Annotated in this window: 24 protein-coding genes; 6 read left to right on the top strand and 18 right to left on the bottom strand. The window is 64.8% G+C overall.

Going from position 1 to position 25871, the window contains the following annotated elements:
- Position 1 precedes the first annotated feature (1 nt).
- The 6 genes from GJ654_RS00360 to ccoN all read right to left on the bottom strand — a co-directional run bounded on the left by GJ654_RS00360 (position 2) and on the right by ccoN (position 5681).
- The gene (locus GJ654_RS00360; RefSeq protein WP_155444111.1) at positions 2 to 505 is read right to left on the bottom strand and encodes a FixH family protein; all 504 of its coding nucleotides are present in this window, start codon (positions 503 to 505) and stop codon (positions 2 to 4) included.
- A gap of 19 nt (positions 506 to 524) precedes the next feature.
- Positions 525 to 1997 (bottom strand): cytochrome c oxidase accessory protein CcoG, encoded by a 1473-nt coding sequence (ccoG, locus tag GJ654_RS00355; protein WP_155444110.1) that lies wholly within the window; start codon positions 1995 to 1997, stop codon positions 525 to 527.
- Positions 1998 to 2229: 232 nt separating this feature from the next.
- Positions 2230 to 3111 (bottom strand): cytochrome-c oxidase, cbb3-type subunit III, encoded by an 882-nt coding sequence (gene ccoP / locus GJ654_RS00350; protein ID WP_155444109.1) that lies wholly within the window; start codon positions 3109 to 3111, stop codon positions 2230 to 2232.
- 3 nt (positions 3112 to 3114) lie between these two features.
- Entirely contained in the window at positions 3115 to 3264 is a 150-nt protein-coding gene (locus tag GJ654_RS00345; RefSeq protein ID WP_155444108.1) for a cbb3-type cytochrome c oxidase subunit 3, read from the bottom strand.
- A gap of 9 nt (positions 3265 to 3273) precedes the next feature.
- Positions 3274 to 4002 carry a cytochrome-c oxidase, cbb3-type subunit II gene (gene ccoO / locus GJ654_RS00340; RefSeq protein ID WP_155444107.1) on the bottom strand — a complete coding sequence of 243 codons (729 nt, stop codon included), beginning with the start codon at positions 4000 to 4002 and terminating at the stop codon, positions 3274 to 3276.
- Positions 4003 to 4013: 11 nt separating this feature from the next.
- Positions 4014 to 5681, bottom strand: a complete 1668-nt coding sequence (ccoN, locus tag GJ654_RS00335) for a cytochrome-c oxidase, cbb3-type subunit I (RefSeq protein ID WP_425540364.1) — start codon at positions 5679 to 5681, stop codon at positions 4014 to 4016.
- 394 nt (positions 5682 to 6075) lie between these two features.
- Here ccoN and GJ654_RS00330 point away from each other — a divergent pair, with 394 nt between their 5' ends.
- The 5 genes from GJ654_RS00330 (at position 6076) to GJ654_RS00310 (ending at position 10892) form a co-directional block, all read left to right on the top strand.
- The gene (locus GJ654_RS00330; protein WP_155444106.1) at positions 6076 to 6840 is read left to right on the top strand and encodes an ABC transporter ATP-binding protein; all 765 of its coding nucleotides are present in this window, start codon (positions 6076 to 6078) and stop codon (positions 6838 to 6840) included.
- Positions 6833 to 7537: an ABC transporter ATP-binding protein gene (locus tag GJ654_RS00325; RefSeq protein WP_155444105.1), complete on the top strand. Its 705-nt coding sequence runs from the start codon at positions 6833 to 6835 to the stop codon at positions 7535 to 7537. Before GJ654_RS00330 ends, GJ654_RS00325 begins: the two co-directional genes overlap by 8 nt.
- Positions 7538 to 7580: 43 nt before the next feature.
- A complete protein-coding gene (locus GJ654_RS00320) occupies positions 7581 to 8786 on the top strand; it encodes an ABC transporter substrate-binding protein (protein ID WP_155444104.1) in 1206 nt (401 codons plus the stop codon).
- Between the two features lie 238 nt (positions 8787 to 9024).
- The gene (locus GJ654_RS00315; RefSeq protein WP_155444103.1) at positions 9025 to 9912 is read left to right on the top strand and encodes a branched-chain amino acid ABC transporter permease; all 888 of its coding nucleotides are present in this window, start codon (positions 9025 to 9027) and stop codon (positions 9910 to 9912) included.
- Positions 9909 to 10892, top strand: coding sequence for a branched-chain amino acid ABC transporter permease (locus tag GJ654_RS00310; protein ID WP_155444102.1), 984 nt, complete (start codon positions 9909 to 9911; stop codon positions 10890 to 10892). Before GJ654_RS00315 ends, GJ654_RS00310 begins: the two co-directional genes overlap by 4 nt.
- 526 nt (positions 10893 to 11418) lie before the next feature.
- On the opposite strand, the gene GJ654_RS00305 is transcribed toward GJ654_RS00310, so the two are convergent.
- The 3 genes from GJ654_RS00305 to GJ654_RS00295 form a co-directional block, all read right to left on the bottom strand.
- Positions 11419 to 13116, bottom strand: coding sequence for a methyl-accepting chemotaxis protein (locus tag GJ654_RS00305; RefSeq protein WP_155444101.1), 1698 nt, complete (start codon positions 13114 to 13116; stop codon positions 11419 to 11421).
- A 273-nt stretch (positions 13117 to 13389) separates the two neighbouring features.
- Positions 13390 to 14238 (bottom strand): NlpC/P60 family protein, encoded by an 849-nt coding sequence (locus tag GJ654_RS00300; protein ID WP_155444100.1) that lies wholly within the window; start codon positions 14236 to 14238, stop codon positions 13390 to 13392.
- A 40-nt stretch (positions 14239 to 14278) separates the two neighbouring features.
- Complete coding sequence (locus tag GJ654_RS00295) at positions 14279 to 15673, bottom strand: leucyl aminopeptidase family protein (RefSeq protein WP_155444099.1); 1395 nt, start codon at positions 15671 to 15673, stop codon at positions 14279 to 14281.
- 96 nt (positions 15674 to 15769) lie between these two features.
- On the opposite strand from GJ654_RS00295, the gene GJ654_RS00290 reads away from it, so the two are divergent.
- Complete coding sequence (locus GJ654_RS00290; RefSeq protein WP_264586073.1) at positions 15770 to 16570, top strand: tetratricopeptide repeat protein; 801 nt, start codon at positions 15770 to 15772, stop codon at positions 16568 to 16570.
- Between the two features lie 159 nt (positions 16571 to 16729).
- Here the strand turns inward: GJ654_RS00290 and GJ654_RS00285 are convergent, their stop codons facing one another.
- From GJ654_RS00285 to GJ654_RS00245, 9 genes are all read right to left on the bottom strand, one after another.
- Positions 16730 to 17710: a type II secretion system F family protein gene (locus tag GJ654_RS00285; protein ID WP_155444098.1), complete on the bottom strand. Its 981-nt coding sequence runs from the start codon at positions 17708 to 17710 to the stop codon at positions 16730 to 16732.
- 7 nt (positions 17711 to 17717) lie between these two features.
- Positions 17718 to 18692 (bottom strand): type II secretion system F family protein, encoded by a 975-nt coding sequence (locus GJ654_RS00280; RefSeq protein WP_155444097.1) that lies wholly within the window; start codon positions 18690 to 18692, stop codon positions 17718 to 17720.
- Between the two features lie 11 nt (positions 18693 to 18703).
- Positions 18704 to 20134, bottom strand: a complete 1431-nt coding sequence (locus tag GJ654_RS00275) for a CpaF family protein (RefSeq protein ID WP_155444096.1) — start codon at positions 20132 to 20134, stop codon at positions 18704 to 18706.
- A gap of 62 nt (positions 20135 to 20196) precedes the next feature.
- Complete coding sequence (locus GJ654_RS00270) at positions 20197 to 21444, bottom strand: AAA family ATPase (RefSeq protein WP_246664514.1); 1248 nt, start codon at positions 21442 to 21444, stop codon at positions 20197 to 20199.
- Positions 21445 to 21460: 16 nt separating this feature from the next.
- Positions 21461 to 22213 carry a CpaD family pilus assembly protein gene (locus tag GJ654_RS00265; RefSeq protein WP_196305383.1) on the bottom strand — a complete coding sequence of 251 codons (753 nt, stop codon included), beginning with the start codon at positions 22211 to 22213 and terminating at the stop codon, positions 21461 to 21463.
- Between the two features lie 39 nt (positions 22214 to 22252).
- Positions 22253 to 23686 (bottom strand): type II and III secretion system protein family protein, encoded by a 1434-nt coding sequence (locus tag GJ654_RS00260; protein WP_155444094.1) that lies wholly within the window; start codon positions 23684 to 23686, stop codon positions 22253 to 22255.
- Positions 23687 to 23756: 70 nt separating this feature from the next.
- On the bottom strand, positions 23757 to 24569 hold the full coding sequence (cpaB, locus tag GJ654_RS00255; RefSeq protein ID WP_155444093.1) for a Flp pilus assembly protein CpaB: 813 nt from the start codon (positions 24567 to 24569) through the stop codon (positions 23757 to 23759).
- Between the two features lie 202 nt (positions 24570 to 24771).
- Complete coding sequence (locus GJ654_RS00250; RefSeq protein WP_155444092.1) at positions 24772 to 25278, bottom strand: A24 family peptidase; 507 nt, start codon at positions 25276 to 25278, stop codon at positions 24772 to 24774.
- Between the two features lie 194 nt (positions 25279 to 25472).
- On the bottom strand, positions 25473 to 25637 hold the full coding sequence (locus GJ654_RS00245; RefSeq protein ID WP_155444091.1) for a Flp family type IVb pilin: 165 nt from the start codon (positions 25635 to 25637) through the stop codon (positions 25473 to 25475).
- Positions 25638 to 25871: the final 234 nt, after the last annotated feature.

Raw genomic sequence — 25871 nt, 5'->3', positions numbered from 1 at the left:
CTTACTCGACGTTGAGCGTGTTTTTGGAGCGGAACACAATCTCGCCGGCGCGCTTGAATTCGATCTCCACCTGCCAGTGGCCGGGGGGCAGGTCGGCGGCGCCAGCATAGACGCCGGCGGCCTTGGCCGGCGCGGCGACATCCACGTCCAGCCTGCTGGAGGAGGGATGGTCGAAATGCAGCGCCGCCTCGAGGCCGGTCACCGGCTGGCCCGCCTTGTCCTTGACGCTCGCGGTCACCTCCGTCGCCGCGCCGTTTTTCGCGCGGGTCAAGCCCACTGACCATCCCAGCGCGTCCTGCGCCCTGGCGGCGGCGATTTCCTTGTTGTAGGCGACGCCCGCGTCGTAGGGGTTCTTGTGGTCGAGGCCCGGATGCGTCGCGATCGCCTCGCGCGCCATGTAGAAATTGACCGCCGCCATCACGCCGAAAAAGCCGAGGAGCATGACCAGCACCTTGCGCCCGGTGAGGGGCCGGCCCTTGGGCTGGTAGTCGCTGTCTTCAGTCATCGATCTCTCCTCAATGAAGTCACGGTCCCTTGAAGAAATCCGCGCGCGAGGCCTGCTCGCCCGTCTTCGGGTCGGTCAGGACGAATTTTATCGGCGTGCTCTGTGGCGGCGTCGCGTCCGGCGGCGTGGTGACCATCACGCGCAGTTCCAGCGTCTGGTCAGCTTCCACACGAACGTCGAGGGCGCCGCTGCTTTTCCGTCCCAAAACTTCCAACTGCCCCCGAGGCAAGCCGTCGAGGGTCAATTTGAAATCGCGCGCGGAACCGGTCTTATTGAGCGCGCGGATGGTGTAGCCGTTGCGCAGCGAGCCATCGGACAGCGCGACATAGATCGGATTGCGGTCGTGCATCACGTCCACGCCCAGAGTGTGGCGGGTGGCGAGGCTGTAGCCCATGGCCGCCGCGACGCCCAGGATCAGCACCATGTAGGCGATGGTGCGGGCGCGAAAGACTCGTGGCTTGAGCGCCGCCAGCCCCTGGGCGCGCCGGTCGACGTTGAGGTCGGTGTCATAGCCGATCAGGCCCTTGGGTCGGCCGATCCTGGTCATGACACTGTCGCAGGCGTCGATGCACAGGCCGCACTGGATGCAGCCCATGTCCAGGCCGTTGCGGATGTCGACGCCGGTCGGGCAAACGACGACGCACTGGTTGCAGTCGACGCAGTCGCCGGCGGGCTGACCCGCCTCGCGCAAGAGCCTGGCTTTCTTGAAGGAACCGCGCGGCTCGCCGCGGTCGACGCGATAGGTGACGTTGAGCGCCCATTCGTCGGTGAGCGCCGCCTGGATGCGCGGCCAGGGGCACATGTAGAGGCAGACCTGCTCGCGGGCGAAGCCGGCCAGCACATAGGTGGTGGCGGTGAAAATGCCGATCCAGATGTAAGCCTGCGCAGGCGCGTCAAAGGTGGCGAGCTGCTTCACCAGGGTCGGCGCGTCGGCGAAATAGAGCACCCAGGCGCCGCCGGTCCACCACGCGACCAGCAGCCACAAGGCATGTTTGGCGCCCGCTTCGGCCAGGGTGCGCGGAGTCCACGGCAGCCCGGCCTTCTTCATGCGCTCGCGACGCTCGCCCTGGGTCCAGCGTTCGATCAGGAGGTAGAGGTCGGTCCACACCGTCTGCGGGCAGAGATAGCCGCACCAGACCCGGCCCGCCAGCGCGTTCATCAGGAACAGGGTGAAGGCGGCGAGGATCAGCAGGCCGGTGATGTAATAGACTTCCTGCGGCCAGATGGCGATGCCGAAGAAATAGAAGCGACCGTTGGCGAGATCGATGAGCACCGCCTGTCCCGGCTGGTCGGGGCCCCGGTCCCAGCGCACGAAGGGCAGGAAATAGTAGAGCAGCATGCCGCCGACCAGCAGGCCCCATTTGATGTTGCGGAATGTGCCCGACACACTCTGCGGATAGATCTGCTTGCGCGCCTCATAGAGCGCGTCGGATTCCTCCGGCTCCGGAAGCGGATGTCTGGCCTTGGGAGTTTTTTCCACGCTGAGCGTCATGTCGCTTGTCCGTTGCATCGCCCCGGCGCGGAACCCATGGCGGGCTTGGCGCGGACGTCGAAGTTTGGGGGGAGCATCGCCTGTCTATATGGCCCCGAAACCTGCGGAGTCGATGATTATTTCGATTTCATTTGATTTAAATCAAGGCCCAGGTGGTAGGCGCGCAAAGGCGCATAAGGAAACGGCGAAGCCAATGAGCTTCGCCGTTTTGACTCAGGCCATCAGGCCACGCTCACTTGCCGCCGCCCAGCGAGTGGACGAAGATCGCCAGCGACTTGATGGTCGCGGGGTCGAGCTTGGCGCCCCAGGCCGGCATCTGGCCGGCGCGGCCGTTGGCGACGGTCTCGACGATGGTCGCCTTGTCCGAACCGTAGAGCCACTTGGACTTGGAGGTCAGGTCGGGCGCGCCCATCTCGGCATTGCCCTTGGCGTTTTCGCCATGGCAGGCGGCGCAGTTTTCGGCAAAGATTTTCTGGCCCGCCGAAACGTCGGCGTTGGTTGGGTTGACAAGCGACGCCACATAGGCGGCGACCTCCTCGATCTGCTGCGAGCTCAGGCCCATCTTGGACCAGGCCGGCATGCCCGCCGCGCCGGTGGGATCGTGTCCCTCGGGATCGCCGCTGCGCGCGCCATGGGTGATGGTCGCGGCGATCTGGTCGAGCGAGCCGCCCCACAGCCAGCGGTCGCCGGCGAGGTTCGGATAGCCCACGGCGCCCTGGCCGCCCGAGCCGTGGCACGGCGCGCAATTGTTGCCGAACGCCGACCGGCCGTAGGCGCGGGCGAATTCAGCGAGCTTCGGATCGGCGCTGATTTCCTGCAGCGACGCCTTTTCGATCTTGCTGACGAACTCGGCGCGCTGGCGCACCAAATCCTGCACGTCCGCGTTCACCGCGCCGCGCGACGTCCAGCCGAGAATACCCGGCGTGTGGCCGCCGGGAAGCGGAATCGCCGGATAGAAAATCCAGTATCCGAAAGCCCAGACGATGCAGGCGTAGAACAGCCAGAGCCACCATCTCGGCAACGGCGTGTTCAGTTCCTTGATTCCGTCCCATTCGTGGCCAGTGGTCGGTGTGCCCGTGGCCGCATCTATGTCTTGGTGCGTGTGATCAACCATCGTTCAATCCTCGTTGAGCGGCAGGCGAGCTGCTTCGTCGAAGCTTTTCTTCTTCGATGGCCAGAGCGCGTAGGCGATGACGCCGAGGAAGGCGACCACGACCGAAAGGATGCTCACGATTTTCATCTGAGTGAAGAAAGTCTCGACGTCCATGTCGCCCTCTCAGCGCCAGTTGGCCTTTTCATTGTAGAGTTTGAAGTCGACCGTCGTTCCCAGCATCTGCAGATAGGCGACGAGCGCATCCTGTTCGGTCGGACCGTTGGCGCCATTGCTGACGTGGCCGACCACCTTGGGATAACGCTTGGCGAGATCCGCCACCGTCGTCTCGTCGCCAAGCTGGGCCTTGAGGTCGTCCTTGGCCTTGGCGATCATGTCGTCGCTGTAGGGGACGCCTTCGATCCGCAGCACCTTCATGTCGTCCTGAATGTGCGTGAAATCGAGCGGCGCGTTCTCCAGGAAGCCGTAGCGCGGCATGACCGAGCCGGGCACCACCGAACGCGGGTTGTTCAGATGGCCGCGCTGCCAGTCGTCCGAATACTTGCCGCCGATGCGGGCGATATCGGGACCGGTGCGCTTGGAGCCCCACTGGAAGGGATGGTCGTATTTCGACTCCGCGGCCACCGAGTAATGGCCGTAGCGCTCAACCTCGTCACGCAGCGAGCGGATCATCTGCGAGTGGCAGAGATAGCAGCCTTCGCGCACGTAGATGTTGCGTCCGGCGAGTTCGAGGGGCGTGTAGGGACGCACGCCCTCGACGGTCTCAATGGTGCTCTTCAGGTAGAAGAGCGGGCCGATCTCCACGAGGCCGCCGATGGCGACCACGATGAGGATGCCGATCAGAAGAACCAGGGAGTTCTTCTCGAAGATCGCGTGTTTGCTCCACAGGGACATGTTCGATCTCCTCACTCGGCCGGCGCAAGGGCGGCTTCGGACGCGGCCGCCAGTTCAGGCGAACGAATAGTTTTGTAGAAGTTGAAGGCCATGATCAGCGCGCCCACGAGGAACAGGCCGCCGCCCACCGCGCGGATGACGTAGAAGGGGAACATGGCTTCGACGGTCTCGATGAAGGAATATTCAAGGAAGCCGTTGGCGGTATAGGCGCGCCACATCAGACCCTGGAGGATGCCGGACACCCACATGGCGGAAATGTAGAGCACGATGCCGATGGTCGCGATCCAGAAGTGCCAGTTCACGAGCTTCAGCGAGTAGAGCCTCTTGTTGTAGACCCAGGGGATCAGGCAGTAGAGCGCGCCGAAGGAGACGAAGCCCACCCAGCCCAAGGCGCCGGAATGCACGTGGCCGATGGTCCAGTCGGTGTAATGCGACAGGGAGTTGACCACCTTGATCGACATGAGCGGACCTTCAAAGGTCGACATGCCGTAGAAGGCGATCGACACGACCAGCATGCGCAGGACGGGGTCGGTGCGCAGCTTGTCCCAGGCGCCCGAAAGCGTCATCAGGCCGTTGATCATGCCGCCCCACGAGGGCATCCACAGCATGATCGAGAAGGTCATGCCCAGCGTCTGCGTCCAGTCCGGCAGCGCCGTATAGTGCAGATGGTGCGGGCCGGCCCAGATGTACATGAAGATCAGGGCCCAGAAGTGGATGATCGACAGGCGGTAGGAATAAACCGGCCGCTCCGCGCGTTTGGGCACGAAATAATACATGATCGCGAGGAAGGCCGCGGTCAGGTAGAAGCCCACGGCGTTATGGCCGTACCACCACTGGAACATGGCGTCCTGGACGCCGGACCAGACGATGTAGGATTTCGGCGAGAAGATCGACACCGGAACGGAGGCGTTGTTGCCGAGGTGCAGCATGGCGATGGTGATGATGAACGCCAGGGTGAACCAGTTGGCGACGTAGATGTGGGGCTCCTTGCGCTTCCACAACGTCACCAGGAACACCAGCAAATAGGCCACCCAGATGATGGTCAGCCAGAGGTCTGAATACCATTCGGGTTCGGCGTATTCCTTGCCCTGGGTGATGCCCATCAGATAGCCGGTGCCGGCGATGACGATGAACAGGTTGTAGCCCAGCACCACGAACCAGGGCGCGATCTCGCCGGCGAGACGGGCGCGGCAGGTGCGCTGCACGGCGTAGAACGAGGTCGCAAGCAGGACGTTGCCGCCGAAGGCGAAAATCACCGCCGAGGTGTGCAACGGACGCAGCCGGCCGAAGTTAAGCCAGGACAGACCCATCGACAAATCGGGGAAGGCCAGTTCGGTGGCGATGATCAGGCCGACCAGAAACCCGGCTATGCCCCAGAACACAGCCGCGATCGAGGTGAACTTGATCGGGCCGTAGTTGTAGTTGGGCTTGCCGTTGATTTCCTGAGGGATGACCGCAGGGCGGTTCTTGTAGCGCTTGAGGGTCGCGATCACGCCGCCAAAGCCGGCGAGGGCGAAGAGAACCATGTGGAACGCGTAGGGCGCCGTGTAGGCGTTCGCCGCGATGTACAGCGCGCCGATCGCGCCGAACAGGGAAACGACGATCATCGTCACTTCGCCCAAGGTAATGGATTTGCCGCCCTCGGGCGGCGCTGTCGTGAAGGAGTCTGCTTGCGCCATGTTTTCGCCCCAATGAAATCAATCCGGCGCCACAAAGCCTACCAGATTGCCATTGCGCGGGCCATTGCCCGCTCCTGCCGTGCGTTCATTGACAAATGTCAAATAAACCATGCAGGCGCCTCCCATAGCGCCAAACGGAGGCTGTGGCGAGAGCCAGGAAGGGCACAGACCGAGAATATGCGTCAAAGTGTCACGCCGACTTTCGCCTAATTGGCGGAGCTTTGGGCTTGAAATACGAAAAATCGTTCCTGCGACTTTGGACTAAAGAACGAGAAAAACCTTGATCGCCGCTTGATTCCCTGACGCCGCGGCGCCTACACTTCGCCCCACAGAGTCCCGCCAAAGGGACCTAATGGAATGCGGGGCGAACGCTCCGTGGGAGGAATGCCGCCTTATGACGGTTTATGCCCTGGAAACATCCGGGTTGACGAAGGAATTCGCCGGCTTCACAGCGGTGAGCGATGTCCGCCTGCGCGTGCGGCGGAACACGATTCACGGGCTGATCGGTCCCAATGGAGCGGGAAAGAGCACCTGCTTCAATCTGCTGACCAAGTTTCTGGTCCCGACGCGCGGCACCATCCTTTACGAGGGCCAGGACATCACCAGGGCCCGGCCCGCCGAGGTCGCGCGCATGGGGCTGGTGCGCTCGTTCCAGATTTCCGCCGTCTTTCCGCACCTGACCGCGCTTGAAAACGTGCGCGCCGCCCTGCAGCGCAAGCGCGGCGAGAGCTTCGACTTCTGGCGCTCCGACCGCGTTCTGCGCAAATATGACGCCGACGCCCGCGCGCTGATGGACGAGGTCGGCCTCGCCGGCTGGGAAGAGACGCCAGCAGGCGAAATGCCCTACGGCCGCAAGCGCGCCCTGGAGCTGGCGACCACCCTCGCCCTCGACCCGAAAGTGCTGCTGCTCGACGAACCGCTCGCCGGCATGGGCCAAGAGGACATCGAGCGCATCGCCGCTTTGATCAAACGCGTCGCCCAGGGGCGCACGGTGGTGATGGTCGAGCACAATCTCAACGTCGTCGCCAGCCTGTGCGAGGTCATCACCGTGCTCACCCGCGGAAAGGTGCTGGCGGAAGGCGATTACGCCGCCGTGTCCTCCGATCCCGCGGTCCAGCAGGCCTATCTCGGCGAGACTCAGGAGACTCCGCATGGCTGAGCCTCTGCTCAAAGTGTCCGGGCTCCAGGCCTGGTACGGCGAATCGCATGTGCTGCATGGCGTGGATTTCGAGGTGCGCCCGGGCGAAGTCGTCACCCTGCTCGGCCGCAATGGCGCCGGCAAAACCACGACGCTGAAATGCGTGATGGGCATGATCGGCAAGCGCCAGGGCTCGATCATCTATGACGGCGACGAGACCATCGCGCTGTCGTCCGACAAGATCGCCCGGCGCGGCGTCGCGCTTTGCCCGGAGGAGCGCGGCGTGTTCGCCAGCCTCACCGTGCTGGAAAATCTTTTGTTGCCGCCGAAAATCGCCGACGGCGGCCTGTCGCTCGACGAAATCTACGAGCTTTTCCCGAACCTCAGCGAGCGTTCGACCAGCATGGGCGGCAAATTGTCCGGCGGCGAGCAGCAGATGCTGGCGATCGCCCGCATCCTGCGCACCGGAGCCCGCCTGCTCATGCTCGACGAGCCGACCGAAGGCTTGGCCCCGATCATCATCAAGCAGATCGGCCACGCCATCCAAAAGCTCAAGCCGCGCGGCTTCACCCTTTTGCTGGTCGAACAGAATTTCCGTTGGGCGTCGCAGCTCGCCGACCGTTTCTACGTGATGGAGCACGGCCAGGTGATCGACGCCTTCGCCGCCGCCGAATTGCCCGACAACATGGACAAGCTCCACGCCTATCTCGGCGTCTGAATTTTCAAATAGCCCGGAACGGGCATGGAATGGGAGGAAGCTTATGAAAAAGATTGTTTTGGCCGGCGTGGCGCTGGGAGTGATGACCGCTTACGCCTTTGCCGCCGACAAGGTGGTCAAGGTCGGCGTGCTCACCGACGGTTCCGGCCCCTATGCCGATGTCGGCGGCGTCGGCTCGCAGATCGCCGCGCAACTGGCCATCGACGAATCCGGGATGGCCGGAAAAGGCTGGAAGGTCGAACTTGTTTACGCCGACCATCTCAACAAGGTCGACGTCGGCACCAGCATCGCCCGCGAATGGTTCGACCAGGGCAAGGCGGACGTGATCGTCGACACGCTGAATTCCGGCGTCGCGCTTGCGGTCGGCCAGATCGTCAAGGACAAGAACAAGGTTTTTCTCAACTCCGGCGCCGCGTCCTCCGACCTGACGGGCAAGGCCTGCACGCCGAACCAGATTCACTGGACCTATGACACCTACGCGCTGGCCAACAGCACGGGCAAGGCCATGACCAAGGCCGGCGGCGACAGCTGGTATTTCATCACCGCCGACTACGCCTTCGGCAAGGCGCTGGAGCGCGACACCACGGCGGTCGTCAGCGCCAATGGCGGCAAGATCATCGGCAATGTTTACGCGCCGCTGAACAACGCCGACTTCTCCTCGCAACTGCTGCAAGCGCAGTCGTCCAAGGCCAAGGTGATCGGCCTCGCCAACGCCGGGGCGGATTCCGCCAACGCCATCAAGCAGGCGGCGGAATTCGGCATCACCCAGAGCGGCCAAAAACTCGCGGCGCTGCTGATCTTCATTTCCGACGTCAACGCGCTCGGCCTTCCCGTCGCCCAGGGCCTGGAGTTCACCGAGACCTATTACTGGGACCTCAACGACGACACCCGCGCCTTCGCCGACCGTTTCTCGCAAAAGGCGAAGAATCACGCCAAGCCGACCATGGTGCAGGCCGGCGTCTATTCCTCGGTGCTCCATTATCTCAAGGCGGTGGACGGGCTGGGCTCGCCGGCGGACGGCGCGGCGGTGGTCGCGAAAATGAAGGCGACGCCCACCGACGACCAGGCTTTTGGCAAGGGGTCGATCCGCGAGGACGGCCGCAAAATCCACCCGGCCTACCTGTTGCAGGTGAAGACCCCGGCGGAATCGAAATATCCGTGGGATTACGCGAAGGTGATCGCCACCATCCCCGCCGACGAGGCTTTTCGACCCCTGTCCCAAAGCGAATGCCCGCTGGTGAAGAAGTGACAGACTGGTTCCATCTCCCCGCAAGCGGGAAGATGCTCACGGACGTCATGCCCGGCCTTGTGCCGGGCATCCACGCCGAGCCGCAAGAGATCATCTCCCGAGAAGTCGCGCTGCGGCGCCGCGTGGATGGCCGGGACAAGCCCGGCCATGACGACATCAAGTTGCATGGCCAGCGGGATGTTCGCGTGATTGTGGAATCGGCCGTTTGCCCGGACAGCCCTAAGACTGGGAGAGGGAGATGATCCCCCTGCTCGGCATTTCGACCCAAGCCCTGTTCGGCCAGCTCCTGCTCGGGCTGATCAACGGCGCCTTCTACGCCATGCTGAGCCTCGGCCTCGCCGTGATCTTCGGCATGCTGAACATCGTCAATTTCGCCCATGGCGCGCTCTACATGGTCGGCGCCTTCGCGGCCTGGTTCCTGCTCTCCGCCTTCCACATCGGCTATTGGCCGGCGCTGATCCTCGCGCCGCTCGGCGTCGCATTGTTCGGCATGATCATCGAGCGGACGATGCTGAAACGCCTCGCCGGGCTCGACCACATCTACGGCCTGCTGCTCACCTTCGGCCTCGCCCTGATCATCCAGGGGGTGTTCCAAAACCAGTTCGGCGCCTCGGGCCAGCCCTATCCGCTGCCGGAGCAGCTCAAGGGCGGCACCAATCTCGGCTTCATGTACCTGCCGACCTATCGCGCCTGGGCGGTCGTGTTTTCGCTCAGTGTCTGCCTGTTCACCTGGTTCATGATCGAGAAGACCCGGCTCGGCGCCGTCTTGCGCGCCGCGACGGAGAATCCCGAACTCACCCGCGCCTTCGGCATCAACGTGCCGCGCCTGATCACGCTCACCTACGGGTTCGGCGTCGGCCTCGCCGCGCTCGCCGGCGTCCTGGCGGCGCCGATCTACCAGGTGCGTCCGCTGATGGGCGCCGATTTCATCATCGTCGTCTTCGCGGTGGTGGTGATCGGCGGCATGGGCTCGATCCTCGGCGCCATCGGCGCCGGCTTCATGCTCGGCGTCGTCGAGGGCCTGACCAAGGTGTTTTATCCGCAGGCGGCGAACATCGTCGTCTTCGTCATCATGGTGGCGGTCCTGCTGGTCAAGCCGACCGGACTTTTTGGGAAAAAGCTATGAAGGCCCAAGCGCTCTCAGCCTCGGGGCCCACAGCGGCCCGGCCAAAACCGGCCGAGTTCATCGCCTTCGCCGTGCTGACGGCGCTGCTCGTCGTCGCGCCCTTCGCCCTCTATCCGTTCTTCCTCGCCACCGCCCTGTGCTTCGCGCTGTTCGCCGCCGCCTTCAACCTGCTGGTCGGCTATGCCGGCTTGCTGTCCTTCGGCCATGCGCTGTTTTTCGGCGGCGCGGCTTACGTCGCCGCCCATGCCGCCAGAGTGTGGGGCTGGCCGACGGAGCTCAGCCTGCTCGCCGCGACCGCCTTCGCCGGTCTGCTGGGCCTGGGCGCCGGCATGTTGTCGATCCGCCGCCAGGGCATCTATTTCTCCATGATCACCCTCGCCCTGGCGCAGATGGGCTATTTCATCGCGCTGCAAGTCCCGTTCACCCATGGCGAGGACGGCATCCAGGGCGTGCCGCGCGGCAAGCTTTTCGGGCTGATTCCGCTCAGCGACGACCGCGTGATGTATTATTTCGTGCTGGCGATTTTCCTCGCCGGGCTGTTCGCCATCTACCGCATCGTGCATTCGCCGTTCGGCGCCGTGCTCAAGGCGATCCGCGAGAACGAGCCGCGCGCGATTTCGCTTGGCTACAGCGTGGACTCCTACAAGCTGGCGGCGTTCGGCCTGTCGGCGGCGCTCGCCGGCCTCGCCGGGGGAACCAAGGCGCTGGTGACGCAAAGCGCGACGCTCACGGACATGCACTGGTCGATGTCGGGCGAAGTGATCCTGATGGTCCTGCTCGGCGGCATGGGGACGATGACGGGGCCTGTCATCGGCGCGATTTTCGTCGTGGCGATCCCGGAAGTCTTGAACCGCATCGGCGGCCCGGATTTCGCCCAGTGGATGACGGTGATCCAGGGCGCGATTTTTGTCGTCTGCGTGCTGGCCTTCCGGCGCGGGCTGATCGGCGAGATCGCGGCGCGGCTGAGGCGAACTCTGTAGGGCGCGCGACGGACCTGTCCCCTCGCCCCGCTTGCGGGGAGAGGGTTAGGGTGAGGGGGACTCCGAGATGAGCCTCGACGCGCCCCGACAGCATAAGCCAACTGGGCCAAAGGAGCGCGATGCGTTCCTGTCCCCTTCCCGAGCGGCGTTCATGTCGCGGTCAAAAGTGAAAACGCGGCGCGCACAAGATATTGTTCATGCTATGTTCCACGTGAAACGCCGGGGCGCCACACCCGTCCTCAAAATCTTGATTTTAAACACTAATAGCTCTCTCGACGGCGACGCGGCGCCAGCGGACGCCGGCGCCCCCACCGTATTTCGTACGCAACCGCGCGATTGCACCGGCAAGAATCGCATGAAAATTTGCGTGAATTCGTGCGAAAATCACACAAATTTCACGCCTTTTTGACGGTTTGATCGCCCCGATTACAACCTCAGGTCGCACGTTTCGCGAAACGCCGCGAGGATGGAGGCGAGAGCCGGATCGACGAACCTCCGTTCGCCGAACCGGCCCGAGACCTGGGTTTCACGCGGCGCGGACAGAGGCCAGGAACGAATCAACCTCACTGCGCAGCCGATCCGATTGCTGCGACAGCGTCTGCGCGGACGCGAGCATTTGCGTCGAGGCGGCGGAGGAATGCTGCGCCGCCGACAGCACGCCGCCGATGTTTTCGGTCACCGCTTGCGCCCCTTTCGACGCCTGCTGCACGTTGCGGGCGATTTCGGAGGTGGCCTCGCCCTGCTGGGAGACGGCGGCGGCGATGGTCTGCGCGACGCGGTTGGTCTCCTCCGTGGTGCGCACGATGGCGGAAATGTTCTGCGCCGCGCGCTGGGCGGTGGCCTGGATGTCGCCGATCTGGCCGGCGATCTCGGAGGTGGCTTTCGTCGTCTGTTCGGCGAGCGATTTCACTTCCTGCGCCACCACATTGAAGCCGCGTCCCGCCTCGCCCGCGCGCGCCGCCTCGATGGTCGCGTTCAGGGCGAGCATGTTGGTCTGTCCGGCGATGTCGGAGATCAGGCTGACGATGCCGCCGATTTTTTCCGCGGCGACGGCGAGTTCGCGCATCTGCGCGTCGGTCTTTTCCGCCTGCGTCGCGGACTCGCTGGCGATTTGCCTGGACTGATCGACCTGACCGTTGATCTCCTGCACCGAATAGGTGAGCTGCTCCGTCGCGGAGGCGACCGAACCGATGTTGGCCGAGGAGCTCTCCGAGGCTTCGGCGACCACCTTGGCCTGGCTCGCGGTTTCGACGGCGGAATCGCTGAGGATGCGCGCCGCGCCCTGGAATTCGGCGGCGGCCTTGGCCACTTCGGCGACAATGGAATTGACGTTGCGGTCGAATTCATTGGCCAAGGTCAGGGCTTCCGCGCGCCGCTGTTCTCGCGCGCGCGCCTGGCTGGCGGCGGCCTCGGCTTCGAGCGTGCGGGCTTGCAGCATTTTGGCCTTGAACACCGCCAGGGCCTTCATCAAGGCGCCGACCTCGTCCTTGCGGCCGTCATCGACGATTTCGACATTCAGGTCGCCGCGGGCGAGGGTGTCGACCGCTTCGGTCGCGCGGCCCAGGGGCCGCGACACGCCGCCGATCAGCGCGAGCGCCGCGAGCACGCCCAGTCCGGCGGCGAGCAGGAGGACGACCGCGAGGACCAGTTTTGCGGAATTGTAGGCGGCTTCGCCGGCCGCTGCGGATTTCTTGCCGCCGTCTTCATTGAAGGCCGAATCCTTGACAAGGACCTCGCCCATTTTCAGCCGCAGCGGCGCCAGCTCATCCCGATAAATCTTGACCGCGCCAGTGGCGTCGCCTTTTTGGGCGACATCGCGCAAGCGCTGCTGCGCGTCGCGAATTTCGGACCAAATCTGCGCGAACTGCTTCATCAGGATGACGTCTTCGCTGTTCGGCGTGATCAAGGGCTTGTAACCCTGATAAGCCTGCTCGACTTCCTGCATGGTTTGGTCGAGCATGGCCTGCGCTTCGGTTTGGCCGCTTTGGATCGCCGTGGCGACCAACAGATCGGATTGCGCGCGATAGAGACGCGCCATTCCCACCCGAATATCCGCGAGTCGGGCGACCGATGGCAGCCAATTGTCACGAATTTCGGCCGCTCGGGCGTTCATTTCGCTCATTTGCACGAAGGCCGCGCCACCAACGGCCGCCGCCAGCAAGAGCAGAGCGGCGAGCGCCGCGACGATTTTCGCGCCGATTTTCATGTCGCGCCAGGCATTCATGGATTCGTCTCCCAACCGGTTGGCTTTCGTCGCAAGTTTGCTGCTGACTAAAGACAACTTCCGATTGAAGCCTTGACCGAGGCTTAAGCATGCCCCCGCAAGCGCTGCGGCTTATACGCAGAAGTTGATTTTCCGAATGGGGCGCCTACTCCTTCTCCCCATAGCCCGTCGTCAGACGGGCGTTCTGACGAACGCCCTGCGGCGAGAGAAGGTGGAAGGGGCCGGATGAGGGGGGCGCGCCCCCCACGACGGGCGGTTGATTGGCGGCGTCGCCTAAACCCGCCGCACCGCCGTGATCTCGGAAAAATTGTTCGACCTGATGCGGTCGCGCGCCGTTTGCAGCGGCTCGATCATCACCGTCATCGAATGCGCGGTGGCGTGAATGATGGTGTGTTCATCCCGCATGATCGCCACATGGCCGCGCCAAAACACCAGATCGCCCCGGCGCAGCCCGCGCATGCGGTCGTCGATGTCGGCGGGACGGCCAAGCGCGGCCTCCATCATGTCGGTGTCGCGCGGGGCGGGAACGCCGATGGCGTTCAGCGCGAGCTGCGCCAGCCCCGAGCAGTCGATGCCCATGTCGGTCTTGCCGCCCCACAGATAGGGCGTGTGCAAAAACATTTCGGCGAGGCCGACGAAATCGCTCAGCGGGCGCGTGGTCGGCGCGAGGTGCCGGCTGAAGATGTGCCCGCCGCCCTGAATTTCCGAAAAATCCTTGCTCGCCGAGACCACATTCACTTCCGCGCCGAACGGCAGCGCCTCGACGGGCGGCGCTTTGATGCTGGGCTCGGGATAGACCATCGTGTGCCGCGTGCGCACGCGATGGTTCGGCTTGAAACTCTTTTCCGCGAGCGCCGTCTCGTCGATATAGCCGACATAGCGGTCGCGATCGAGCTGCCCCCAGCAAAAGCCGTTCTTCTGCTCATAGACGATCAGCGTCTCGCCAAACAGCGCCTGGGTGTCGGTCGGCGCGCTGTCGGCGGGCGCGCGCTTCACGTCGACGAAGGAGCGCACGACCTGCATGCGCCGGCCCGGCGCATAGGCGTCGGCCTGGATGGTCTCCCGAAGATGTTCCGCGGCCAGATCGGGCCGCGCCGGAGTCAGTCGCGTATCGTAGGTCAAGGTTCGGCTCGTGTTGCGATCCCAATCTAACCTTGCGGCATTACAAAAGCTTTGCCAAACCGAATTTTTCGCGGGCGAGGCTGTAGATCAGCCGCGCCGCCTGCGCTTCGCCGCCCTCGGGACGGCCGGGCCGCGCGGCGGGGGTCCAGGCGTAGATGTCGAAATGCGCCCAGGAGACGCCCGGCGAAACGAATCGCTTCAGGAACAAGGCCGCCATGATCGACCCGGCCATGCCGCCGGCGGGGGCGTTGTTGAGATCGGCGATCTTGCTGTCGAGTTTCTGGTCGTAGGCCTTCCACAGCGGCAGCCGCCAGACCGGATCGTTGCTGGCGACGCCGTGGCGGGCGATGGCCTCGGCGAGCCCCTCGTCCTCGGTATAAAAAGGCGGCAGATCCGGGCCGAGCGCGACGCGCGCCGCCCCGGTCAGCGTGGCGAAGTCGACAAGCAAATCCGGCTTTTCCTCATCGGCGAGCGCCAGCGCATCGGCCAGAATCAGGCGCCCCTCGGCGTCGGTGTTGCCGATCTCGACGGTCAGCCCTTTTCGGCTGCGATAGACGTCGCCCGGGCGAAAAGCCTCGCCGGACACCGAATTTTCCACGATCGGCAGCAGCAGGCGCAGCGAAACGTCGAGGTCGGCGGCCATAATCATGGCGCTCGCCGCCAAAGCCGCCGCGGCGCCGCCCATATCCTTTTTCATCAGCCCCATGGCGCTCTCGGGCTTGATGTCGAGTCCGCCGGAATCGAAACAAACCCCCTTGCCGACCAGGGACAGTTTTCGAACCCGCTCGGGCTTCCAGCGCAATTCGACAAGGCGCGGCGCCCGCGGCGAGCCTTTGCCGACCGCATGGATCAGCGGAAACTCGCGCTCCAGCGCCTCGCCTCGAATCACGCTGATCCCGGCGCCAAATTTTTCGGCGACCGCGCGCGCAAAAAACTCAAGCTCATCCGGGCCAAGGTCATTGGCGGGCGTGTTGACGAGATCGCGGGCGAGCGCGACAGCGGAAGCCACGGCCTCGATCTCCGTGCGCAAAACCCCTTCGGGCGCGACAAGGCGCGGTCCCGGTTTCGCCGTCCTGTAGCGGGTGAAGCGATAGGAGCCGAGCAGAAAGCCCAACGAGGCGAGCGCGGCGTTGTCCAGCGGCCCGACCAGCCGATAAACCCCTTCGGGCAGTCCCGCCAAGGCGCCGAGCTGGAAGGGCTCGCCGTCCTCCTCCACACAGAACAGCACGGCGGCGACGCCGCTGTCCTGGACGAAAAACAGGTGTTTTCCCGCGCGCGGCTCAAATCCCGTCGCGCCGGCCAGCGCCACGGCCTCGGCGGGCAAGCCGCCCCCCTCCCCGGCCAACGCCGCCTTGACCGTGGCGACGGGCGCGATCCAGACCGGCGTGGCGGCCTCGTCGTCACCGGCGAATGTGAGTTCGGGAAGCTGGGGCATGAACGGTCTTTCGACGAAGCAGGCGGGCATTAACAGTCCGTTAGGGTTAACGAATTATTCGTTACGTTAGAAGTCCGAAATTTGTGGGGATGCGCCGTGCACAGCCGATCATCTCAGCGTTTTCTCGCCGGAATCGCCCTGAGCGTCCTCGTCGCCCTCGGCGGCTGCAAGAGCATGGGCGACGTCACCAGCTCGATCGGCATGCCCTCCGCGCCCGACTCCCATTCGCCGGAAGACCTGCGCCGCTATTCGGAGGGCCTGCAGGCGCGCTACGAGGCCCATCCCGAAAACAAGACGGTGGCGCTGGCCTATGCGCGCGCGCTGCGCTCCCGCGAACTGAACGACCAGGCGGCGGCGGTGCTGCAAAACGCCGCGATCAAATATCCCAGGGACCGCGAGGTGCTCGCCGCCTATGGCAAGGCGCTCGCCGACGCCGGCCGGCTCCAGGAGGCCAGCGCCGCGCTGGAGAACGCCGACGCCCCGGACAGCCCGAACTGGTCGGTGATTTCGACTCGCGGCTCGATCGCCGACCAGATGGGCGATCACCGTCAGGCGCAGGCGCTCTACGAGACGGCGCTGAAACTGGCCCCCGACGAGCCCTCCGTGCTCTCCAATCTCGGCCTGTCCTACGCTTTGTCGAACAACCTGCGACAGGCCGAGCAAGTCTTGCGCGAAGCCGCCGCCAGTCCGCGCGCCGACATGCGGGTGCGCCAGAATCTCGCGCTGGTGCTGGCGCTGCAAGGCAAGTTTGCGGAAGCCGAGCAGGTTTCGCAGCGCGACCTCTCGCCCCAGCAGGCGCGCGAGAATGTCGCGTCGATCCGCCAGATGATTTCGCAAAACAACGGCTGGCGCGACATCCAGGCCGCCGCGACGCGCGGCAAGACCGCCGTCCGCTGATCTTCTCGCACTCACACAAAAGGGGCCGAAGCAGATCGCTTCGGCCCCTTCTTTTTTTGGAACAACAAAGCCCTCATCCTGAGGAAGCCGCCATAGGGCGTCTTCAGACGCCCTATGGCGGCTGTCTCGAAGGACGAGGGCGGTCCAAGGGTCGCCCCCCTATTGCACCGCCATCACTTGAATGACCGCCGGCGTCATGATCACCGCGAACAGCACCGGCAGGAAGCAGATGATCATCGGCACCGTCAGCTTGGGCGGCAGCGACGCCGCCTTCTTCTCCGCCTCCATCATGCGGGTGTCGCGCGCTTCCTGCGACACCGTGCGCAGCGCCGTGCCGAGCGGCGTGCCGTATTTTTCCGCCTGGACCAGCGAGGTCACCACGTTCTTCACGTCGTCGAGACCGGTGCGCGCGTAAAAATTGTCATAGGCCGTGCGCCGGTCGGGCAGATAGGACAATTCCGCCGTGGTCAGGGTGAATTCTTCCGCGAGCGCCAGCGAGCGCACGCCGATTTCCTGACTCACCCGGCGAAACCCATGTTCGATGGACATGCCGGATTCGATGCAGATCAACAGCAGGTCGAGCGCGTCAGGGAAGGCGCGACGCATTTCCAACTGGCGCTTGGTGATGGTGTTGCTCAGATAGATTTCCGGCAGTTTCAGGCCCATGTAGAGCAGCAGGACCACCACGGCCAGCTTCTGCAACAGTCCGATCTGCAGGTTCAGCACCAGGAAGGCGTAGAGCGAGCCGAACACCGACAGGCCGATCGGCGCCACGAGGCGGAAGAACAAAAAGCCGATCTCCGCCTGCGGGCCGCGAAAGCCGGCCCTGGCCAGCTTGCCCTTGGCCTCGTCGGCCCCCAGCCATTTCGACAGGCTGAAGCGCTCGACCACATCCTTCATGTAGGTCTTGGACGAATGCCTCAGGCCCTGCTTGTTGTTGGCCCTGGCCGCCAGTTTTTCACGCTCGCGCGCGCGGATGCGCTCGCGCTCGACCGCCACCGACTTCATCCGCTCCTCCAGCGAATCGCCCTGGAGAAACGGCATGGCGATGACGATCAGGCTCGCGACGGTAATGACGCCGATGACCAGCGCCACGATGAAGCGGGGATCGGAGAGCTTGGTGAAGAGAAGCGAGAGCATGCCGGCCTCAGATGTCGAAGCTGATCATCTTGTTCATGACGAAGACGCCCACGCCCATCAGGCAGGCGCAGCAAAACAGCACGACGCGCCCGGCCTCCTTGATCCACAGCTGCTCGATATATTGCGGGCTGGTGAGATAGACGAGCAAGGCGACGATGAGCGGCAGCGAGGCGATGATATAGGCGGAGGCGCGCGCCTCCGACGACATGGCCCTGACCTTGTCGGCCATTTTTTTCCGCTCGCGCAGCACGCGCGACAGATTGCTCAGGGCTTCGCCGAGATTGCCGCCCGCCTTCTGCTGGATGGAGATGACGATGGCGAAGAAATTGGCTTCGGCGGTCGGGATGCGTTCGGGCAGGCGCTCCACCGCCTCGCTCACCGACATGCCCAGGGTCTGCGCCTCGACGATCTGGCGGAATTCGCCGCGCACGGGCTCGGGCGCCTCGGAGGCGATGATGCGCAGGCAATCGCCGAGCGGCAGGCCCGCCTTGACGCCGCGAATGATCACGTCGACGGCGCCGGGGAATTCCAGCGTGAATTTCTTCAGCCGGCTCTTGGTCATGCGCGACAGCCACATGCTCGGCAGTCCGAGGCCGCCGATCACCATCCCGGCGGCGCCGAAGGCCGGATTGCCGGTGAACGAGTACAGCAGCAGGGCGATGAAGCCGCCGGCGAATGCGGACACGATGTAATACATCTGCTTGGACAGCGACATGCCCGCCTGGGCGATGCGGGTCTCCAGCGACAGCTTCGCCTTCTTGGCGTTGCGCTGCTCGAGCTCCTTCAGGCTGTCGGCCACCTGCTTGCGGCGCGCCGTCGCGTCGACCTGACGCTCGCGCGGCACGCCCGAGCGCTTGGCGAGCAGTTGCGCCTGGCGCTTTTCGCCTTTCACGTCGCCGTTGAGATAGGGGACGATCAGGCCGGCGGCGCCCCCGGCGGCTGCGAGCGCGAGAGCGATGATCAGCAGCGATCTGGACTCCAAGGCAGAAACTCCTATTCGCGCAGTTCGGAGGCGTCGAGCGCCGCCGCCAGGCGCCCTTCCTCGTTGAAATAGCGGGCGCGCTCCCAGAAGCGCGGACGTCCGATTCCCGTGGAGCGGTGGCGTCCCTTGAGCTTGCCGTTGGCGTCCTCGCCGATGATGTCGTAGAGGAACAGGTCCTGGGTGATGACGGTTTCGCCTTCCAGGCCCATGACCTCGGTGATGTGGGTGATGCGGCGCGAGCCGTCGCGCAGACGCGCCGCCTGGATGATGACGTCGATCGAGGAGACGATCATCTCGCGGATGGTGCGCGGCGGCAGGGCGAAGCCGCCCATGGTGATCATGGATTCGAGACGGCTCAGCGCCTCGCGCGGCGAGTTGGCGTGCAGCGTGCCCATCGAGCCGTCGTGACCCGTGTTCATCGCCTGCAACAGGTCGAAGGCCTCGGGTCCGCGCACTTCGCCGACGATGATGCGTTCGGGACGCATGCGCAGGCAGTTCTTCACGAGGTCGCGCATGGTGATGGCGCCCTGCCCTTCGAGATTGGGCGGGCGGGTTTCGAGGCGCACCACATGCGGCTGCTGCAATTGCAGCTCCGCCGCGTCCTCGCAGGTGATGACGCGCTCGTCGTCTTCGATGTAGTTGGTGAGGCAGTTGAGCAGGGTGGTCTTGCCCGAGCCCGTGCCTCCCGAAATCAGCACGTTGCAGCGCACCCTGCCGATGATCTTCAGGATCTCCGCGCCCTCGGGCGAAATGGCGCCAAACCTGGTGATCTGGTCGAGCGTCAGCTTGTCCTTCTTGAACTTGCGGATGGTGAGCGCGGGCCCGTCGATGGCGAGCGGCGGCCCGATCACATTGACGCGCGAGCCGTCGAGCAGACGCGCGTCGCAGATGGGAGACGCTTCGTCGACGCGGCGGCCGACCTGGCTGACGATGCGCTGGCAGATGTTCATCAGCTGGGCGTTGTCGCGGAATCGCACGCTGGTGAGCTGAATTTTTCCTTGAACCTCGATATAGGTCCTGTTGCTTCCGTTCACCATGATGTCGGCGATGTCGTCGCGCGCCAGCAGCGGCTCGAGCGGGCCATAGCCGAGCACGTCATTGCAAATGTCCTCGAGCAGGTCCTCCTGCTCCGCGATCGACAGCACCACATTCTTGATGGCGATGATCTCGTTGACGATGTCGCGGATTTCCTCGCGCGCGCTCTCGGCGTCGAGTTTTGACAGCTGAGAGAGGTCGATCGCCTCGATCAGCGCGCCAAAAATCGTGCTCTTCGTCATGTAATATTCGTCGGAGCGCCGCACCTCCGGCGGGGGCGCCGGCGGCGGGGCGACCGTCGGCTGCGGCGTGAGCGCGACAGGCGAGGCGATCGCCTCGACGACCGTGGACGACGGACCCTGGCTGGCGCGCGGCGCGGCGGTGTTGGCGGAACGCTTTCCGAACATCTCCGTTTACAGTCCCTCTCGAGAATCCGGTTTCATGCCGGAAAAAACCTTTTGTCTGCGCGTCAGCCCTTCAGGACCGCGAGCAGCGGCTCCAGAAAGCTCTTCCGCTCGCGCTTGATGGGCGCGCGTCCGGTGACCGCGCGGGCGATGTCGCCGAAGATGGGCGCGACCTTTTCGCCCTCGTCCAGCTCCGCGATCATCTGTCCGTTGTTGGAGGCCGCGCCGAACAGTTTGGCGTCGAACGGCGTCACCGCCAGAGGCTGGGCCTCCACGGCGCGGGCGAAATCGGCGACGGCGATTTCCGGGCGCTTGGGCATGCCCACGCCATTGAGGACGAAACGCGGGACCGGATCGTTCTTGCGGGCGGCGCGCAGCGTGTCGAGCAGGCTTTTGGTGTTGCGCAGGCCGGCGAGATCGGGCGCCGAAACCAGCAGCGCCTCGTCGGCGGTCACCATCATCCGCCGCGACCAGCCCGTCCACATGTGCGGCACGTCGAGAACGATATAGGGCGTCGTCGCGCGCAACAGCTCCAGCAGCGCGTCGAAGGTGGTCTCCTGAAAATCGTAGCTGCGCTCCACCGTGGCCGGCGCCGCCAGGATCGACAGCTTGTCGCTGCATTTCGACAGCAGGCGGTCGACGAGGTTGGCGTCGAGGCGATCGGGCGCGAACACGGCTTCCGCTATGCCCTGCGGCGGGTCCTGGTTGAAGTCGAGGCCGGCGGTGCCGAAGGGCAGGTCGAGGTCGACGATCACCGTGGACGCGTCGAGTTCGCGGGAAATGGCCCAGGCGAGGTTGTGCGCGACGCAGGAGGCGCCCACGCCCCCCTTGCAGCCGGTCACCGCGATCACGCGGCCGAGCGGCGCGGCGGACTCCTGGTGGTATTGGGCCGACAGGGCCGCGATGAAATCCATCACGCCGAACGGCTTGACCAGATAGTCGGACACGCCGCGCGAAATCAGCTCGCGATAGAGCGTGATGTCGTTGAGCTGGCCGATCACGATCACCTTGGTGCCGGAATCGCAGAATTCCGCGAGGGCCTCCAAGTGTTCGATCAGCTCGGCGCGGGCGGCCGAGGTTTCGAGCACGATGACGTTGGGCGTCGGCGAGGTGCGGTAAGCCTCGATCGCCGCCTGGGCGCCGCCCATGTTCACCTTGACATGGGCTTTCTCCATGCGCCGGTCGATGGCGGCCTCGCCGATCAGCTGCGCCAGATCCGGCGTCTCGCAGAACGCCTGGAGCGATATGCGCGGCGCCGGCGCGATCTGCGCGTAGTGCGAGGAATCCAGCTGTTCGTGCATCGAATCCGTCATGAAAAGAGTCCTTGGATCAGTTCCCTACGCCGCCGATGTTGGTGTTCTGGACCTGCCAGGCCGTGCTCGGATCCTTGCCCTGGCGCACGGCGACGATGCCGCGCGAAACGATCTGCGGATCGGGCGGGGTGGTCGCCGTCGGGCTCAGCAGGTCGCGCGGATCGGCCGTCTGGGCCGCGATCATCTGCTGGTTCGCGCAGCCCAGGTTCCAGTAGGGCTTGTTCTCCCAGCCTTCCGTCGACGAGCCGGAGGCGAGGTCGTTGGGCCACTGGCCGCAGCGCGTGCGGGTCCGGGCGATCACGGTGGCGTAGGACAGGCGGATCGGCGCGGCGACGCTCGGATCGGCGATCGGATAGGAGGAAATCGCCACGTAGCTGCGCGCGCCGCCGGCGGCGAGCGCGGCGCGCACCGCGGGCACGGCCGCGCGCGCCTCGGCCGCGCCGGGTCCGCTCTGCGGCACCGCCAATCCGATCTCTCCGGAGCCGGTTTTCGCGTATTCCGACGCGAACTGCTTGATCTGGCTCTTGGAGCGCGCGTCGAGCGCGCCGGCATGAACGTAAGGGATCACGTCGAGAGTCGCGCGGCTGCTGGCCAGTTCGATCGGGTGACGGGCGTGGAAGTCCTCGCTCGGGATCGAGGTGGCGACGATCCGGTCGGCGCCGCCGCTCGAGCAGGCGGCGAGCGGAACCGCGACGAGCAGGGCCGCCGCCCGCGCCAGGCGTTTCAGGCTGGCGTGTTCCGAGGTCTTGATCAGGCGGAGATGCGGCATGGTCATGTCCATCGTTTCAGTGTCTTGCGCTGGTCCGGCTCAGTCGTGGATGAAGCCGACGCGGCCGTTGAGATGCCTGGCGGCCGCGGGATTGTCGGCGGTCGAGTAGAGCTTGTTGACCCGTCCGAGCAGCCAGCCCTGGGGATCGGTGGAGTCGGCGTAATTGTCGTCGGGCCGGGCCAGGGCGTTGGCCGAGACGGACTTGGCGATATAGGGGGTGACGATGATCATCAGCTCGGTTTCCTGGCGCTGGTAGTCGCGCGAGCGGAACAGCGAGCCGAGGATCGGCAGGTTCATCAGCCCGGGGACGCCGTTGATCGCCTGGTTCGAGTTGGCCTGGATCAGGCCGGCGGTGGCGATGGAGCCGCCGGTCGGCAGCTCGACCGTGGTCTCATGCCGGCGGGTGCGGAAACCGGGCGCCGAATAGGTCTGGGTGGAAACGCTGGTGGCGGGATCGATATCGGCGACCTCGGTGGCCAGGCGCAGCGAAATGCGCCCGGCGGCCAGCACGACCGGCGTGAAGTTGAGCGTCACGCCATAGGTCTTGTAGGTGACGCCGACGGTGCACATGCTGCTCGTTCCGGTGCCGGTGCAATTGGTTCCCGAGGAGACCGGCACTTCGCCGCCGACCGTGAACTTGGCGCTTTCCCCCGACACGGCGGTGACGGTCGGCTCGGCCATGATGCGGGCGACGCCGTTGCGTTCAAACGCCTGCAAGGTCTGGTTCAGCGTGTTGCCGCCGCCGAAATTGCTGATGGTGTTGAGCTTGCCCGAGCTGAACGCCTGGCCGTTGAGGGCGAAGGGATTGTCCTGGATGAACTTGCCCCAGTTGCCCGCGAGCGTCGACGCGGTGATGCCGAGCTGCTTGGTGATGGCGCGCTGGACCTCGGCGATGGTCACCTTGATCATCACCTGGTCGCGGCCGCGGATGGTCATGGCGTTCACGACCATGCCCGCGGCGGTTCCGCCCGACCTGGCGGCCGAATCGACGAAGCCCTTGGCGATGTCGAGCGCCGTCTGCATGTCCGAGGCGGATTCGACGTCGCCGGTGAGGATGATGGAATCGTTGACCGTGCGGGCGGTGATCCGGGCGTTGGGGATGGCCGTCCGGACGATGCTGTTGAGTTCGCCGATGTCGCGGCCGATCGACAGTTCGAGCGTGGCGATGCGCCGCCCCTGCTTGTCCATGGCGAAGATGGTGGTCTGCCCCGTCGCCTGGCCGATCACGTAGATTTTGCGCGCGGTGCGCACCACCGCATTGGCCACGGCCGGATTGCCGACGAAGATTTCGCCGGCGTCCGCCGACAGGTCGAGGATGAGCGATTTGCCGACGCCCATGGTGATGCGCCGCGTCGCGTTCTCTCCGGCGAAGCGGAGGACTTCGCCGTCGCCGGCGGCGCGGGCCGGCGTCAACGCCAGAGCGCTCAAGCCCAGAAGAACCGACAGTCCGCCAACAAGCCAGGGGCGCGTCATGTGCATTTTCCTCAACTCCAAAAGGCAAGGCTCGCGGCGCAGCGCGCGCGAAAGGACGCGAGCGGGCGGGTCATTTGCCGCGCGACTGGGTGGCGACGCCGGCGCGCACGATGGTGACGCCGCGATCGCGGATCTGCTGGGCCGCCGAAACCGAACCGCCCACCTGCTTGGCGCTGTCCTGCATGGAGCGCAGCACCAGCGACAGCTGGCCGATGCGCTGCGCCAGGATGATGGTCTCGGCCTGGTGCGGATCGAGTTCGAGCGTGGCGGTGGCGCCGCCGGCGGTGGGCGGACCGGCCTTGTCGTTGGCGTTCTGTCCGATGGCGAGCACGCGCACGTTGGTGACCAGCGTCTCGGAGACGAAGGCGTCGCCGGCGCCGGTCTTGGCGGCGTCTTCGTCGCGGTAGATGTGGATCACGTCGACGCGGTCGTTGGGCAGGATGAAATTGCCGGCGGTGGTGGCGCCGCTGCCTTCGATGTTGATGGCGACGGCGCGATAGCCGGGCGCGAGCACGGCGGAGAGAAAGCCGGAGGAGGTTCCCTTGAACAGCCGGTCCGGGCGCAGCGGCTCGCCGACGGAGAAGGAGCCGCGAATGACGGAATCCTTGATGTCCTCGATGGCGTTGGGGCGCTCGGACTTGCGGATGACGCCCTGGATCGGCGAATCCTTCGGCCAGTCCTGCCAGGCCATGTCGGTCGGCTGGATCACATAGCCGAAGTTCAGGTCGTGGGTGGCGACGAGGATCTGGTCCTTGGCGACCGGCGGCGGCGCGGCGGCCATCGGCGCGGGCGCCGGCGGCTCGGGCTTGTCCAGCACCAGATAGATCGCGGCCAGACCGCAAACCGCTACAAATCCCAGGGAGATAAGCCGGGCTTTCTTCATGGCTTTTCAACAATCCGCGCTTGCGCTCCGGATGGAGCGCCTAGGACAATTCAAGCAGCGAAACGTCAAATTAAGGTTAATGGATCGTGTCGAAATTTACCCATCGTCAGAGCGCGCCGCGACCGTCGCGCCGGCGCGGCATGGAAAAGGGCCGGTCATCGCTGACCGGCCCTCTTGCCGCTAGGATGCGCTCCAGGGACGCTCAGGCCCCCAGGGTCTTCATGAACAGCAGCGAATCCGGGTAGAGCAGGACGCCGGTGATGGCGAGGGCGATGCCGTAGGGCGCGCCGACCTTGTGGTCATGCAGCCGGTCGATCCATTCGCGGCCGCGCGCCCAGGCGGGGAGCGGCAGCTTGCGGAAGCCGAGCAGGCCCAGGGTGAGAACGCCCCCGAGCAGCGAGGCGATCAGGCCAAATTCGGCGAGATGTTCGAAGCCCAGCCAGACGGCGGTGGTCGCGGCGAATTTCGCGTCGCCGCCGCCGACCTGGCCGAAGGCGAACAGGACGAAGGTGATCGCCAGCACGCTGAGGCCGCAGGCCAGATGCAGGAGAATGGTGGTGGCCGGCAGGCCCACGAGCAGCGCCATGGCGACAAAGGCCGCGACCAGCGCGATCGAGATCCAGTTCGCGATGGTCATGGTGAACAGGTCGGAGAAGGCCGCATAGGCCATCAGCGCGGGAAAAACGACGAGAACGGGTAAATCGAGCATGGCGGGTCCGGATTGAAATCGGCGCGGACATGATCGCCGGGCGGAGTGAACCGATGGTTAACTCCTGCGGGAATTCGGGCGACGATCCACCGCCGGAGCGCCCGAACCGGGCGCACGGGCGGCGGCGCGGTCGTGGCGCGCGAAGGGCATGGGCGTCCCATGGCTTTCGCGCGCGCACGGGGTGACAGCCGCGCTCAGTTCAGGCCGTTGGAAATGGCGGTGAACTTGGCGTTCAGCCTGGTGCCGACCGTGGTCAGCGTGGTGATGGCGACGACGGAAATCAGGGCGGCGATCAGGCCATATTCAATGGCGGTGGCGCCGGACTGATCCTTGGTGAAACGGATAAGCAGCGACTTCATGGCGAACTCCAAACTGGAACTGTGTCGTCGCGCAAAGCCTCGAAGACTCCGCGCCGACCGGGCGAAACATATCTCCCGACTGTTTCAATCAAGTTAAGATAAACGTGGCGACCAACAGAGCTTGCCCCTGTATTCATATCTGATTACGAGCGTAATACACATTACGTTTCGTCACTATACGCTCAGACGCCATTAAAGGCGGACAGCGATGGAATGAATGGGGTCGAGTCCCGC

The organism is Rhodoblastus acidophilus, assembly GCF_009720655.1.
In the GTDB taxonomy this organism is placed as follows: Bacteria; Pseudomonadota; Alphaproteobacteria; order Rhizobiales; family Beijerinckiaceae; genus Rhodoblastus; species Rhodoblastus acidophilus_A.
Note: the sequence above shows the minus strand (reverse complement) of the source record. Positions and strands in the feature narration are given on the sequence as shown.